The organism is Companilactobacillus sp. FL22-3 (genome assembly GCF_054881455.1).
The window spans coordinates 86,899-102,582 of the sequence record NZ_JBTYYZ010000007.1 but is presented as its reverse complement, the minus strand read 5'-3'; the positions used below and the strand labels follow the sequence as shown (position 1 = coordinate 102,582).

General features: G+C 37.6%; 8 protein-coding genes and 1 pseudogene. 2 read left to right on the top strand and 7 right to left on the bottom strand.

Annotated features, from left to right (window positions below; genetic code table 11):
* Positions 1–40 precede the first annotated feature (40 nt).
* Positions 41–592 carry an SLOG family protein gene (locus tag ACYT32_RS07780; RefSeq protein WP_395265522.1) on the bottom strand — a complete coding sequence of 184 codons (552 nt, stop codon included), beginning with the start codon at positions 590–592 and terminating at the stop codon, positions 41–43.
* A 67-nt stretch (positions 593–659) separates the two neighbouring features.
* Here ACYT32_RS07780 and recU point away from each other — a divergent pair, with 67 nt between their 5' ends.
* Together recU and ACYT32_RS07770 are read left to right on the top strand one after the other, a co-directional pair.
* Positions 660–1,292, top strand: coding sequence for a Holliday junction resolvase RecU (gene recU, locus ACYT32_RS07775; protein WP_395265523.1), 633 nt, complete (start codon positions 660–662; stop codon positions 1,290–1,292).
* Positions 1,292–3,718 carry a PBP1A family penicillin-binding protein gene (locus ACYT32_RS07770; protein WP_395265524.1) on the top strand — a complete coding sequence of 809 codons (2,427 nt, stop codon included), beginning with the start codon at positions 1,292–1,294 and terminating at the stop codon, positions 3,716–3,718. The genes recU and ACYT32_RS07770 overlap by 1 nt, the downstream gene beginning before the upstream one ends.
* Positions 3,719–3,797: 79 nt before the next feature.
* Here the strand turns inward: ACYT32_RS07770 and ACYT32_RS07765 are convergent.
* The 6 genes and pseudogenes from ACYT32_RS07765 to ACYT32_RS07740 form a co-directional block, all read right to left on the bottom strand.
* Positions 3,798–4,445: pseudogene (locus ACYT32_RS07765) on the bottom strand (endonuclease III domain-containing protein).
* A complete protein-coding gene (locus ACYT32_RS07760; protein WP_395265525.1) occupies positions 4,445–5,068 on the bottom strand; it encodes a DnaD domain protein in 624 nt (207 codons plus the stop codon). The pseudogene ACYT32_RS07765 and the gene ACYT32_RS07760 overlap by 1 nt, the downstream one beginning before the upstream one ends.
* A 66-nt stretch (positions 5,069–5,134) precedes the next feature.
* Positions 5,135–5,614: a cell wall elongation regulator TseB-like domain-containing protein gene (locus tag ACYT32_RS07755; RefSeq protein ID WP_395265526.1), complete on the bottom strand. Its 480-nt coding sequence runs from the start codon at positions 5,612–5,614 to the stop codon at positions 5,135–5,137.
* A gap of 47 nt (positions 5,615–5,661) precedes the next feature.
* Positions 5,662–8,481, bottom strand: a complete 2,820-nt coding sequence (locus ACYT32_RS07750) for a helicase C-terminal domain-containing protein (protein ID WP_461793390.1) — start codon at positions 8,479–8,481, stop codon at positions 5,662–5,664.
* 12 nt (positions 8,482–8,493) lie between these two features.
* Positions 8,494–12,153, bottom strand: coding sequence for a helicase-exonuclease AddAB subunit AddA (gene addA / locus ACYT32_RS07745; RefSeq protein ID WP_395265528.1), 3,660 nt, complete (start codon positions 12,151–12,153; stop codon positions 8,494–8,496).
* Positions 12,146–15,643: a PD-(D/E)XK nuclease family protein gene (locus ACYT32_RS07740; RefSeq protein WP_461793389.1), complete on the bottom strand. Its 3,498-nt coding sequence runs from the start codon at positions 15,641–15,643 to the stop codon at positions 12,146–12,148. The genes addA and ACYT32_RS07740 overlap by 8 nt, the downstream gene beginning before the upstream one ends.
* Between the last annotated feature and the right edge of the window lie 41 nt (positions 15,644–15,684).

Here is a 15,684-nt window from a genome sequence, read left to right as displayed (position 1 = left end):
AAACACCCCAGTGTTAATTATTGTCAAATTCTTGCTTCTCTTAGCTATCATACAACATATTAGCAAAGTCTTGCATAGAATCAAAATCAATGAGTTCTAATTGGTAATCAATACCCCGAGCTTGGTAGTTTTTGATAGCCTCATAATCATACTTAGGTTTGCCACCACTATCAGGATCGTAGAAGATCAGCGCCCCATCGGTATGTTCTAACATAAACTCCTGCCATACTTTTAATTGCCTAGGATTATAGTAACTCATATTAGAAATTTTATTAACATAGTCCGCATTTCTTAAAAAAACATTTAACAATAGCTGATTGTTCTCATTCCATTGGCTGCCAAATTTAGCAAATGGTAGCATTACTGCATGTTTTATATTATAATCTTTTTTCTTAACTTGTTGTACAGCTTTCCCAACAATTTGTTCAGTCCCCATTTGCGCACCAGTAATCACCCATTCTAGGCCGTCTTCGGCATAACTGAGAATACGTTGTTCAAAAAAGTCTTGAATAACTTTTGCTTTTGGGTCATTATCTTTAAAAATACCTAGTTCATAAGATCGGTAACCAGTGATCCATAAATTTTTAATCATAAAGAACCTCCCTAATAATGATTCTCTTTACCATCATGGTATAATTTGCTCAGTAGGAGTTGATATTTTGAAAATAAACTACCCCGATGGTCAAATTTTTAACCGTCCATCGAATCTCTCCAATAAGGCATCTACCGATACCACCGCTAAGAAAAAAATGATTTTTGGCGATCGTGGAATGACTCTTGAGGAAGAAATTAATGAAAGTAATAAGTACTATCGAGCTCATGAAATTGCAGTGATCTACAAAAAACCAACACCTATTCAGATCGTAAAGGTCGATTATCCTAAACGTAGTCGAGCAGTTATCAAAGAAGCTTACTTTAGACAAGCTTCGACAACGGACTATAATGGTGTTTTTCGTGGTCATTACGTCGATTTCGAGGCTAAGGAAACTAAGAATAAAAATACATTTCCATTGAAGAATTTTCATCAACATCAAATCGATCATCTTCGCTTGTGCCAAAAACAAGGTGGCATCTGTTTTGTCATTATAAAGTATGTGACCTTAAAACGCTATTTTGTAATGCCAGCTGATGATCTATTTGAACATTGGGATGCGCAAAAACATGAGGGGGCCAAATCAATTCAATTAAACGATATCGTAAATAGTTCAATTGAAATTAAGGCTAATTACGATCCTACTTTACCCTATATTGATGCCGTACAGCAGCTAATAGAAAGTGGGAAGGAGAAATAATGAATAATAAAAATATCTTTACCTTCAAAAATATCTTAAAGTGGCTTGCTTCCATATTAGCCGTTTTAGTCGGAATATTTTTGTTTATCTTCATATATTATGCTTTTAGTGCTCCAGCCGTCAGTCAAGAAAATCTTCAAAGTGGCGGTTCGTCGACGATTGTTGATTCGACTGGTAAGACCATCGCTTCACTCGGAGACAATAAAAGAAATTATGTGACGATTGATAAAGTTCCACAGCAGATGCAAGATGCAGTAGTTTCTATTGAGGATAAGAACTTCTACAACGAGCCATTTGGTATCGATCCGGTTAGAATCGCAAAATCGGCTTTTAACAATGCTACTACGGGTACTTTACAAGGTGGAAGTACCTTGACGCAACAATTGATCAAGTTGACTGTCTTCTCCACAGACACGAAAGATCAAACATTTAAACGTAAAATGCAAGAAGCTTGGCTGGCCATGAGGGTCAGTCAAAAATTCTCTAAACAACAGATTCTCGAATTTTACATGAACAAGGTCTATTTGAATAATGGTATTTATGGTATGGAGACCGGTGCAAAGTATTACTATGGAAAAACCTTAAAACAGCTTACTTTGCCGGAAATGGCAATGCTTGCTGGTTTACCTAATGCTCCTAGTAACTACGATCCTTACACCCACCCTACCGAATCAAAACAACGTCGGGATCTAGTTATTCGGGCGATGTACGAAAACAACAAAATCACTAAGGCTCAAGCTGATGCAGCTATTAACACGCCAATCAGCTCTGGCTTACAACCATACAAGAAAGTCTCAAATAGTAATAATGAAAAACGAATTGTTTCTGATCCATATATTAAAGAAGCTATAACGGAAGTTAAGAAAAAAGGCTTTGATCCATATCGAGATAATCTAAAAATTACTGTCAATATGGATTACGATGCTCAAAGACGTCTTTATAACATCGTGAATACTTCTAATTACGTCCAGTTCCCTGATTCTAAAATGCAAGTTGGAGCAACTATCGTTAACCCTAACAATGGTAAAGTTGTTGCCATGATTGGTGGGCGTAACTTGGGTGATATTCAATTTGGTCTTAATCGGGCTGTTCAAACTGGCCGTAGCAATGGTTCAACTATGAAACCTATCTTAGACTACGCTCCAGCAATCGAATATCTCAATTGGTCAACTTACCATCAATTGGAAGATACGGAATATACTTATCCCGGAACCGATATCCAATTGAAGGATTGGGATGAACAGTACGAAGGACAAATGAGTTTAAGAAAAGCTCTAGTCAATTCACGAAACGTGCCTGCAATCAGAACTCTTTCAACAGTTGGTTTTACTCGCGCTAAGAGTTTTGCCAAGAAACTTGGTATCACGATTGGAAGTGACGAAGGACTATCAGCAGGTATCGGTAGTAAAGTATCTTCACTTCAAGGTGCTAGTGCTTATGCGGCCTTCTCTAACGGTGGAACGTACTACAAGCCATACTATGTTTCTAAGATCGAGACCGCTGATGGAATCGTTCATAACTACGATAAGTCTGGTACTCAAGCCATGAAAGATTCGACTGCTTATATGATCACCGATGTCTTGAAAGGTGTTCCGGCAACCTATGCAACTTACGCTAACATCTCTGGCTTACATCAGGCTGGTAAGACGGGTACAACTAATTATTCCAGCGAGGCAATCGCCTCAAATCCTGCTCTAAGTGGAACTGCAATGGATTCTTGGTATAACGGTTATACCAAGAACTATTCAATGAGTGTCTGGACAGGTTATGATTCTCCAAACGAGAGTGGTATTTCTTCAAGCGAACAATCGATTGCCGGCAAGATTTACAAGGCGGAAATGAGTTACTTAGCTAGCCAAACTAACAGCAACCCTAACTGGAAGAAACCTAGCTCGGTTGTTTCAATGATGATCAAGAACTCTGGATCAACTACACCAGTAGTCGCCTCCCCTAGTTCAAGTTCATCTAGTTACACTAAAGAATTATTTGTTAAGGGTCATGCACCAAATAATCCTTACAAAGATTCCGACTACAGTACAAGTAGCGCCACGGGCTCAAGCAGCAATGAAGTGACAACAAACCGTCCTTCAAGCAGTACTTCAGAGTCTTCAACGGATGAGAATAGTACAACTAATTCTGATGGCAATACTGAAACTGGTACTGGTTCAGATAATCAAAATACAACGAATAATTCAACTGATAATTCCAACAGTTCTGGCAACACTAATACTGGTAATACCGATTCCAATACTGGTGGGACTACTGGTAATAACAACGGTTCAACTGGTGGCAATACCGGCGGTACAACTGGTGGTGGTTCCTCTGATGGCAACTCTAGTGGTTCGACCGATGGTGGAACGTCCAGCAATGGTGGTTCATCAACTAATGGTGCAAGCACGAATAGTGCGACCGATTCTAATCAATAAGTTGATTTATCTGTAATTAATAGCGACAAAATAGCCCTTGATTCTTCGGAATCAAGGGCTATTTGAATGCATTCAAAACTTAATTGGCTTCATTTTCGGTGTTCAGTCGGTCACACTCAATAATCAATTGATTAGTTTCTTTAGCAGGATCAAGTTTCATAGAATACTTACGGCCATATTCAATCATCGTATGATGAGCTCAATGCAATTCTTGTGGTTCCATGACCGAAACGATCTTTTTTTCAACTTCCAAAGGACTAGCCTTCTGGTCGACAAAATGCAGACGCTTTGAAATAGCTGAAACGTGTGTATCCACGGCAAATGTTGGCTGATTAAACACGTCACTCAACACGACATTAGCTGTCTTTCGACCCGCTCCAGGAAGTGCCATGATGCCGCTTCTAGTTTCTGGGACGACGTCATTAAGCTCTGTGTGGACGACTGCGGCAGTTTTAATGATGTTTTTGGCCTTGTTGTGAAAGAGCCCAACACTCTTAATAATTTGTTCCACATCCGCAATATCAGCCTTCATCAGGTCCTTTGGTTCAGAATATTTGGCAAATAAGACTGGAGTAACTTTATTCACCGAAACATCAGTTGCTTGAGCACTTAAAATTACCGAAACCAAATACTGAAATGGTGTGCGGGAATCAAGTGATGGCCCGACTGGTCCAATATCCTCTTCCATTTGATGAATTGCCCAAACAATTTGTTCATCTTTTAACATTAATAACCCAACTTCTTTCGCCGTTCTTGCAGTTGTTCTGCATATTTAATGTTGCTCTTTTCCCAACTGATCAAAATTCGATCCATATATTTCAATGAATAAGCTTGATTCAAAACTGCCTCTCGTAGCGACAAACTAATTAAGTCGATACTGTAATGGTCGTCGTCGATCCACTGATGAATCTGTTCTTGCTCAATTGGAGACAGAGGCCGCCCAAACTCAACTTCAATCTGTTTGAATAATTCTTCAGTTTCAGACATCAATTTATCCTTTTGATTCGATTGCTGTTCTTGAGCTAATAAATTCTTGATTCGATGATAGATTGGTGTTAATGAATAGAGGTCACGCTGCTGGTGATGATCCATTACGGTTTTAAGTTCAATGATTCCTAGTTTGATCATCCCTTGAATGATGGCGTAGATCGTCGTCTCATCAAGTCCTGTATCGACAGCTAAATCAGCTGCCATCGGAAATGTGTTACCCTTTTGAGCATACATGGACAAGGCCAAATAAACTATTAGATCCTGTTCTGTCATGCCTAATTTGTGATAATTTTTGAGAATTAAATTGTTGATAGTCGTTGAACCACTGTCAACAAAGTCATTAAATAATTCATCGTTCATTTTATATTTTACTCCGCTGAATAAAAAAAGCCCGAGAAACCAAATTGTCCCGACTTTTTTTATGTTTTAAATATTATTGATAATCTGTTTACTCTGACCAGTTCGAAAATCGATTAGATTATAACCGATGCTGCCATTCTTATTCTCAAACGCTACTTCCCAAGTAGGTTTATTTTTATATAACCCTAAATTAACATGGAGGATCTTTTTGGCATTATATTTGGAAATTACTTCGTCCATCACGGTTTGACGAACCGGAGCATTATTCTTATTGATGATTTCTGTTTTACCAGACTTAGCATTGATAATTATGTAGCGATATTTTTGATTTTTAGTTAAACCACCAACAGAGTAATACTGTTTATCACGCGTATAGTTGCCAAAATAATCCGGCGTAACAATGCCTGCTCGGTCCTTAGCGATTTGATTAGCCTGAGACTTAGCACTCGAATATGGTGCAAACGAGAGATTGATATAAGTTAATACCGAAACGACTGCAAGTGCAATCAGCGAGATAGTCAATAAAATTTTTGTGCTTCTATTCATAATACGTCCTTTTTCTAATTAACAAAAATAGTATAGCAATAATTTGTCTAATTCAAAAATTCATTTATATCTTTTTTAATTAAATCCATATTTTCATTGACTACTGGTAAACCTTTCGGTAATGAGTCTAAAATTGTTTTGCCGTAACTCTTCGTCAAAATGCGGTTATCTAACAGTATGATGACGCCTCGGTCGTTCGGTGTCCGTATCAAACGACCCAATCCTTGGCGTAATTGTAAGATAGCATTTGGTAAAGAGTCAACTTTAAAGACATTCATATCCTGTTGTTTCAAAATATCTTGCTTGATCTTCACATCGGGTTGTTCTGGCGATTCGAAAGGAATTCGCGTCACAATGAGAATCTCCAAAACTTTTTTGGGAAAGTCGACGCCCTCCCAAAAAGAATTAGCTCCGAGCAAAACTGATCTCTGTCCGATGGCAAAGCGTTTCTTGATCTTTTCATTCGATCCCGTTACACCTTGTGCCAGAATTTCCCATTTTTCCTTAACGTCAGTTTCCATTAAGCGTTCATAGACTTTGCTCAGAGTATTCAGAGAATTGAAGAGGATCATCGTTTGATGATCTAAATGGTCCAAGACATCGACGATATACTTGGTAACCATCTCAAAGTACTCATCGCTAGAAAGACTCTGAATGTCTAATAAATCGCTTGGTAAGTAGATTTTACTGTTCTTCGAAATGCTGTTATTGTCTGGCAAAATGACCATCTGATTGATCTGATTCTGATTCAGCTGCGTGTCCAAAATGAAATGTGAGAAATCCTTTTGAATCGTAATAGCCGCCCCAATCGCAAAGATCTGACTGAACTTGTCAGTCGTTTGATCGATCAAGTTACGAATGTCATATTGGCGCCAACTGATTTTTAAGGTTTTAGGATCATAGTAATCGCGCATTTCTAATTGAATGCCAAACTTATCTTTCTCGCTTTGCATTGCTTGGAGAAGTTCATCGAGATTTTTCAAGACCACGATCAACTTACTATTCTCGATCGTCAAGTTAGAGATAACTTTTGACAACTCGACTGAAATGAAATTCTTTTGAAAATTATATTGGTCGAATAAAGTTTCAACCCGATTAGAGATCAGTGATAATTCAACGATCAGATCCGACAACAACTCCGTCAAGGCCTGATTATCTTTCCCAAAATTATTACTACTGTCCAAGATTGAGACAAAGTTCTCACGATCCTTAAAACTGACCTTATTGCGGATATAATTACCAAAAATGTTGTATTCCAAGCGTTCCATCAATTCATCGACGGCTTGAAAATGAGTTTCCATATCTTGTAAGTCTTGATAATTCCACAGTTGCGTCGTGACCTCGGTAAAAGCATAGCGCAGTGTGACCCGATTTTGATAAAGAATATCACTGATTTTTTTGACATATTCATTCAATTGCAAAAAGTCGATCGTTGGTGAACTTGCATCACGCAGACTGCCTGCAAAATGATTGGCTTCATCGATAACTAAGTATGAATTACCACCCCAATAAGGACTGTCTAAGTGTCGCGACAAGAAAGCCTGATTGGTGACTAAGATTTTGGCTTCAAAATAACGATTTTGTTGATAGAGCCAAAAATCGTCATTACTAAAGGCCGTATTCTCTTTGGCTTCACCACGATGACGAATGATACTAAAAAGCGGAATATTATAATTCGTCAAGTGCAGTTCACTTAAATCGCCAGTAGTAGTCATGGTCAGCCAAACGATAATTTTCATTTTCAAGATGGCTGTATGGCTATGCAAGCGATAATTGTCTAAGGCCTCATAAAAACGGTCAAGGTCGATAAAGTTGTAGCTGCTTTTGACGATCTCCGCATGATAATTGCTATTGGTAACTTGATTCAGTAAAGGAATCGACTGTTCAACGATCTGTTGTTGTAAAACTTTAGTTGTCGTAGCGATGACCAGTTTTTGATCGTTGTTAATCAAATAAGACATGGGTAATAAATAGCCCAAAGTCTTCCCTGCACCCGTTGGTGCTTCAATCAAATTCCACTTTTTAGTTTTGTCACGATGCTGACTAGTTTTGAAAATGTTATCCATTAACTTAGATTGATTGACCCGATAATCCAAAACACCGTCAAGCATGGCTTTTTTGGCTTCACGTGTGGCTGGATATTTAGTCGAATGGTCGATTTGTTCAGTGACGTGATAATCTTTTTTTCGTAAGATCAAGCCATTCTTCTCAAACAAGAAAGCGGGTAAAACTTCGGTCCGAGATGATTGTTCACGTTCTTCCAAAATGGTTTTAAAGACCAAATTAGTTTCCCGAATCGTATTTTTACCGAATTTAGCTAATGATCTTAAGGTTACTAGTGGTAACTGTTGAATTCGTTTTAAAATAATGAGAAATAATTCTGCCGTCACATGAGCATCACTATTAGCACTGTGCGGATTCTTATGCACGATACTCAAATAATTCGTTAAATCTTGCAATTTATAGCTGCTGATAGTTGGAAAAAGTATTTGCGATAATTCAACCGTATCAATCGCTTTGACATTTAATTGATTCATTCCGATTCGTTTTAATTCACGGTTTAAAAAAGTTAAATCAAAATTCACATTATGAGCGATAAAAACTCGATTTTTTAATAGTTTAAAAATATCAGGTGCAACTTCTTCAAATGTAGGTGAATCCTTGACATCTTCGTCACTTAATCCTGTTAGTGCCGTGATTCTGCCAGGAATTGGCACTTTGGGATTGATCTTCTGATCATATATGTGCGTAATTTCACCATTTTCGATAAGAGCACAGCCGAATTGAATTATACGCCCGTTGTCATGCCAATTAGAATTGGTCGTTTCAAGATCAACAACAGCGTAAGTATTTTTCAAATCATTCACCTCTCATCTTTGTCATTTTTGAAGATCGACTGCTTGATTGACCTTCAAAAAGTAAAGATATTTCCCTCTGACGGGTTGATTTTTGATGGCAGAAATTGCTTCTGCGTATAAATTGACTTGTCCAGAATATTTTGAAACTAATTCATTACGATTTTTATCTGTCACATTATCCGTCTTATAATCAAAAATCGTTATTCCGTCTTTCAACTCAATCATACCATCAATAATACCATGAACTAGTATCTTATCGTTAGTGGAATAGTTCTTGTTTTCATTCTTAAACAATTTGGTGGCGGGCATTAAAATTGAACAAGGAAATTCCCGACTGACATGTTGATGATTTTCAACGATCAGTTGTCCTAAATCGCTTTGATAAAAGTCAGCTAGACTTTGACAGTCGATTTTTTCAGCCAACTCGGCCGTCAACAATTTTTGATTCACCAAATCTTGAACTAAGCTTTCAAAGTCTGAGATTGTGGGCGTCGTTTCAATCTTGATTTTTTGCAAGACCAAATGCGTAGCACTACCCACTTCGGCACTCGTAACCTTTTTTGTTTTAGTTAAAAAGTTTGGCTTTGAGAAAGAACCTAAATTATAGCGAGACTGGTCGCTGATCAAATCTTCAGCCATGTTTTCATCATCAGGGTCCGCAAACAAACCTTTAATCTCAGAAACTGACTGATAAGCTGTCGTCTCAACTGATTCTTGATACGGATAATTGAAATCTAAAATACCATTGACTGATTCTTTAAACGTATCGTTAATTTCACCAACTGCTTGTTCTGGAATAATAATCTGATTGGACTGGTCACTAGCACTCGTGACGGGAATGATTTTAAAATCAAGTTTCATTTTCTGATCGAAATAATCAGATTTATCGACACCATTGAGGGTACTCATCCCTACGAGATTTTGGAAACTACCAGCAGCCAATCGGGCTGAAGCATTGATCAGCTTGCCATTACTAGTTTTATCGAAGTCTTGAAAGAGCTTTGCTTTATCTTTAGTAAAGCCTAACATGATCAACTTTTGTTTAGCGCGAGTCAGTGCAACGTACAGCAGACGCATCTCTTCAGAAACCGTTGAGATCTTCTTTTGATTACTGATAATACCTCTTTGGGGCATTCGATACTTTAGGCGATTTTGAATGTCAATTAAAGTGATTCCGATACCCTTTCTTGCGTCAAAAACCGTCTTTGCATTGACATCCTTAAGGTTGAATTTCTTATCCATGTCTAAGTAAATCACGATTGGAAATTCCAAGCCCTTTGAACCATGCACGGTCATGACTTTGACGGTATCATCGTTAGCTTCGATACTATTAGGTTGTGATAAATCTTTATCTAAACTTTGCATCCGTTGAATGAAATTAATAAATTGATGCAAGCCTTTAAAATTATTTTCTTCATAAGCATTGGCTCTCTGATAGAGTGCGTGTAAATTAGCGGCACGTTGTTTACCACCGGGCATACCCGAAACATATTCCAAAATTCCCGTTTCTTGATAAATTTTCCAAATCAGGCGAGCAATACTGTTCTTATTGGCAAAATCACGGTAATTCTCGAGCTGTAATAAGAATGATTTCAACTTATTTTGAATATGTTGGTCGATATCATCCGTTGCTTTTAGATATTTTAAAATCGCGGTGTAATACATATTGCGCTTATCAATCAGACGAATCTTCGCTAACTCTTCTTCATTCAAACCGACGATTGGCGAACGTAAGACTGCCACCAATGGAATATCTTGATAAGGATTATCAATAATGTTCAACATCGACATCATGATCTGCAATTCAGTGGTCTGGAAGTAATTTTGAGCATCAGTTACCATAACTGGAATATTGACTTTGGAGAAATATGAAACAATATCAGTATTGCTATCGCGGGTCCGAGCCAAAATAGCCACATCCGAATACTTCATCGGACGAATTTTTTCAGCCTCTGTTGTAGCTTTTAATTTACTGTCATAAATTTCAAAACCTTGGTCCATCAAACTTTGAATCTTTTTAGCTGCGGCACTGATCAGAGTTTGTCGCTTAGTGATCTCCGCTTGACCATCAGTTATTTCATCAGCTTCTTTGGCTTCTGGGAGTGAATAGATTTCAAACTCATTCTTAGTATCGACATTTTTGGGAAATTTGGTACCTGTCACAAGTTTAGCTTTATCGTCGTAGTCAATATCACCAATTTGTTTGTCAAACACCCTCGTGAAAATTTGATTGACAAAATCATCGATTGCTTTTGCAGAACGGAAATTCATTGATAACTGGACTAACTCGTTATCATTGTCTGCTTTTTGGAAACGGTCATATTTCTCGGTGAAAAGTTGTGGTGCGGCCTGACGGAAACCATAGATCGATTGTTTGATATCACCGACCATGAAGCGATGATTAGTTTCACCTGATAAGAGATCAATGATTCTATCTTGCATTTCATTAACATCTTGATACTCATCGATCATCAATTCGTCAAATTTATTTTGGTAATACTCTTGGGCAATCTTTCGACCATCGACTGCACCTGTTAAAATTTCGACCGCCTTATGTTCCAAATCGTTAAAGTCTAAGACGTGACTGTTTGCTTTTAAGCTGGCAAATTTCTTCATGAAGCGTCGCTCTACTTCAACTAATTTGGCGATCAACTTTTGGGCTGCAACTAATGATTGATTAATTTCAGTTTCCGACTTCAAAAAATAGTCTTCGACGATCTTGTTGCGTCGAGCAGTAAATTCCTTGTTCATTTTGGTGGCAGCCTCTAGGACTGTCTGATCTTTGCCCGCTTTGTCATCTGCTTTTACAGGCTCCTTCTTAGCAGCCGTCTTAAAGTTTGTGACAGCTTCTCTTAACTCTTGATATGAACCAAAGTGTGAATTCTCAAGTTCTTCTAACTTCTCATTTCGTTCTTGAAAGACATTTGAATACGATGAAGCTAATTCATCAGGTGAACAAAGGTCGAGTGCTTCTAAATTGTATTGGCGTAAATCCTCAAGCCGTTGTTTGATTTGAGGCAAGAAATCATCTCGGTAAAAGTCACTGTCAGCAAAGCTCTTGTCAAATTGATAAGGTTTAACTAAGTTATCTAACCAAGCTGTCGTGTCGCGGTTCGTGATTGCAAAGTCATAAGTTTTAAACACAATATCCTTGAGTCCGTCATCTGAACGGTCATCAGTAAAATTATCAGTCAAAGCAATGAAGTCCTCATCAGCTTTGGCGTAATAGTTATCACGAATCTGTTCATAAGCTTGTTCTTGAATGATCGACTTTTCGGTTTCATCACTCAACAAGCGGAAATTAGGATCAAGATCGATCACATAATAGAATTTTTTAATAACACTCAAACAGAAGGCATGAATCGTACTGATGTTAGCCATCGGGATGTGAAAAATCTGTTTTTGTAAATGACGTTTAACTTCCGGGTCGTCTTCTTGATTCACAGCTTTTTTCAAAGCCTCCAAAAGACGTTCCTTCATCTCTTGTGCAGCGGCTTCAGTAAAAGTAACCACTAACAGATTATCAACATCTTCTGGTTGATGATTTTGATCACCCTTTAGTTCTCGTAAGATCCTTTCAATCAGGATGGTAGTTTTTCCTGAACCAGCGGCGGCAGAGACTAAAATGTCATGTCCTCGATGTTCAATTGCTTTAATTTGATCGTCAGTCCACTTAGGCATTTTCTTCTCCCTCCAAAATTTCCTCAATTCGTTCTAAGACGTCTTCTTTGTTGTAATTAATAATGTCGTGATAATCGTTTTCCGGTAACATTGCATCAAATTCAAAAATAGGTCGATAATCACTGTATTGTAGAGCGGTTTTCTTATCATAGCGGTATGGATTCAACGCCAATTTACCAGAATAGATTTTCTCACCAGCATTTTTAATCAAACGTCGATTGTAATTCAAAATCTTAAAGAGATCTGCATCACTGATTACGTCTTTTTTGCTAAAACTTACCACCGGTGAATTGCTTGAGCGAGTATGATTTTTATTCCGAGCTTGTAAATCAAAATTATCCAATAATTCTTTATCATCTAACAAAATTCCTTGTAATTTAAAGTTAGCCAGAATCTGTTGATGCAACGGTACTTTTTTTGTAGACAGCTGGATGAACGGATTGACGATATGCTCGTACAGTGCTCCACCAATCTTGATATCCTTATTACTTTCTTTAAAGCGGTCTAAATTGTCAGTTACGCTTTGGATATAAGTTGGCATTTGCATAGTAAGTCCATCAAGAAATTGAGCATAATCAAACTTCCGATCACTTGACTTATAGTCAATAATGGCTAAATAAGTTAAGTCGTCCAAACTCATTTCATCAATACGATCGATTTTCCCACGCACGTAGATTTCATGCCCATCAGCCAGATGATAAGTCATATAAGGCAAGTCTTCCTCGTTATTCAAACGGCCAAAAGTTACTTCGGAACGTTTTGGTACAAAGTTATTACGTTGGTATTGCAGTTTCATATTTTTGGCCAACTGAACCAACGTACTCTGCAACTTGTCAGCAATATACAGCATTCGGTCCGATGATTTAAAGATTTTATTTTCGGGTAATTCGGCCTGCTTTGCAAACAAATCTCTGACCAAATGATCGATTTCTGAATCATCAAAGTCAGTTAAACGTTTGCCGGTTTGGTTCAAATATTTCACTAAGCTATTTAACACTGCATGAAAAACCGAACCAGTTTGAGCTGGCGTAATTTCAAATAATTGCCTTGGTGCCAGACGAAGCCCGTACTTGAGAAAATACTCGTACTCGTTCATATAAAAAGTTTCGAGTTGTGAAATTGAAACTTGAATCTTGTCGCCATACAAAGCATTGACGGTCTGTGGGTCCAAATCAGCAGGCTTATTTTGATATGTCAATGAACTCAATGCAAAATCAGTCGATTCGGGAGCTCTATTGGTCAGTTGCTGTTTGACATAATTCCAAATCTTTGGCAGCTCGACTTTTTTATCCAAAGCCAGCCGAGAAACACGAATCAAATAATTCAAAGTCGAGTCCTTAGAACCAACGTATTCCAAAACGTGATTGTAATTAACATCGTCAATTTGCGGATTAGCCAACTTATCTTCAACTGTCAGGTCAAAATGATTGATAATTCGCTTGACATAGCTGGATAATTCTTGTTTCTTATTGTCTTCCGATAAGTTAGGGTATGTGAAGATCAAGCGCTGCGAACCAGTAGTAAAAATTAAGTCATGTAAGAATGGTTCGGAATTATTCACAACCTCATCTGAGTCTTTCAAAAACTTGCCATCAGTTAGATTTTGATTTAAGAATCCTCGTTCATCATCAGTAACCAAGTTATTAGAGACAGTTGCCCCAGGCATATTGCTGGTAGTACTGCCGAGAATAAAGGTAATTTTACGATTATTGGGCTGAATCATCCCAATTTCAGAAATGCTGACGGCATCAAGAGTTGAAGGAATCTGCGAATAAGTTGCACTCTCAAAAGCAGCATCCAAAATGCTGATAAAGTCAGTTGAATTAAAAGTTTTCTCGCCAAAAATGCTGACATATTCATCTAAGATTTGATTGAACAGATTGATAATTTGCTCGGGTTGATTAGCCAAAGTGAGATTGTTTTGTTCAGTCGCCTGTTGTTGCCACTTTAACAATACTTCAAAGACACCTTGAGTAGTCAAAAAGCTATAAAGCTTTGTCGCACTAGTCAGGGAATCTTTGGGTTTATCTAGGAACTTCGTCAATTGCTGATAAATGCCTTTGACAAAATTCTTGATCAAATTGATTTGTTCAAATTCACTGATACGAACCGCATCGACCTTTTGATCAAGCTTGACATTCGGACTGAAATCGTCACCCAACCAGCCCCGTTTGGTGATGCCATTTGCCAAAACATAGTTTTCTGTTAAATCGACTGCTTGTCTAAAACCAACGATATCGTCTTTAAAGACTTCTGGGATCAGCAGCTCTGTCCGTAAGAGACTGATCACGTCATCTTCTTGCATACCTAAGTCATGAATGGCAAATAAGAGATCGATCAAACGCTTAAAGGGATGGTTAGCCATTTTCTTTTGCAGATCAATGAAATATGGGACTTCGTTATTTTCCATGAAAGACTCAATAAAGGAGCTATATTCAGATAGATTTCGACTGACAATTAAAAAGTCCTTATAACGATACCCTTGACGAGCTACCAATCGGCGAATATAGGAGCTAATGGCCGAAACTTCTGTCTGCTTATCGGTTGCTTTCCAAATTTGAATCGAGTTTTGATTATCCAAGTGATGGGACTGAATTGAACCTGTGCCGCTTGATTGAATCCAGTAATTTTCTAAATTAGCCAAATCGGGACTAACTCGTAATTGATCACTAAAATACACATGGCTAGCATTTTTTTGCTGCTTAGAAAATTCCAATAACTCCTGGTAAGTGTGCAGTGGCCGATAAAAGAATTCTTGATCGGACAATTGATTCAAACTGGTATTCTCGATCACCAAAGAGACGTTCAAGTCAGTACAATTGATCATCATCGCTTTGACAAGATTAAGCTCGGTAGCGGTGAAGTTAGAGAAACCTTCAATATAAAAATGATAGTGACTAGTATCTAATTGCTGATTTAAAAAGTCTGCCAGAGCATTCAATTGATAATCAGCTGTTTGATAAGTGGCAATTTTTTTGAGATATTCTGTATAGATTAAATTTAATTCACCGATTTTATCTGCAAAAACATCCGTTTGATTTTGAGCTAGGATCTCGCCAATGTCATCTGGCTGCACTTGACCATTAATAAATTCATCGAATTGAGTGATCATTTGGTCTATGAACCCTGGTTTATCAACCATATGCTTGAATACTTTTAAATTCTTTTGATTGCTTTGCACAATTTCTTTTAAAAGCATGGCCGATTTAGTTTGCGTTAATGTTTCACGGTTATAATCACTGCTGTCACGCAAAAAATACCAAGCTAGTCGTGAGAACGAAAAAGTTTGGACGTTATTAGTAGCAATGACTTTGTCATCACCTTTATCAAATGATTTTAAAATATTTACTTCCGATTCAAATTTTATGTGATTCGGAACCAGAAAGAAAAATTGACCCTCTGGATCAGTTTGAAAATCTTGTTGGAACAATTCCATCAGCTTTTGATGATGATCAAATTGGTTTTTACCAAGTACAAAATTTAATGTCATAATTATTCACCCGCAAAAATTCTATCATAGTTGATGGACAT

Excerpts from the sequence above, each read along its gene's own strand:
- ACYT32_RS07755 (WP_395265526.1), bottom strand. The coding sequence starts at position 5,614 with ATGAATAGAAGCACAAAAATTTTATTGACTATCTCGCTGATTGCACTT.
- ACYT32_RS07740 (WP_461793389.1), bottom strand. The coding sequence starts at position 15,643 with ATGACATTAAATTTTGTACTTGGTAAAAACCAATTTGATCATCATCAA.
- ACYT32_RS07770 (WP_395265524.1), top strand. The coding sequence starts at position 1,292 with ATGAATAATAAAAATATCTTTACCTTCAAAAATATCTTAAAGTGGCTT.
- ACYT32_RS07760 (WP_395265525.1), bottom strand. The coding sequence starts at position 5,068 with ATGAACGATGAATTATTTAATGACTTTGTTGACAGTGGTTCAACGACT.
- ACYT32_RS07780 (WP_395265522.1), bottom strand. The coding sequence starts at position 592 with ATGATTAAAAATTTATGGATCACTGGTTACCGATCTTATGAACTAGGT.
- addA (WP_395265528.1), bottom strand. The coding sequence starts at position 12,153 with ATGCCTAAGTGGACTGACGATCAAATTAAAGCAATTGAACATCGAGGA.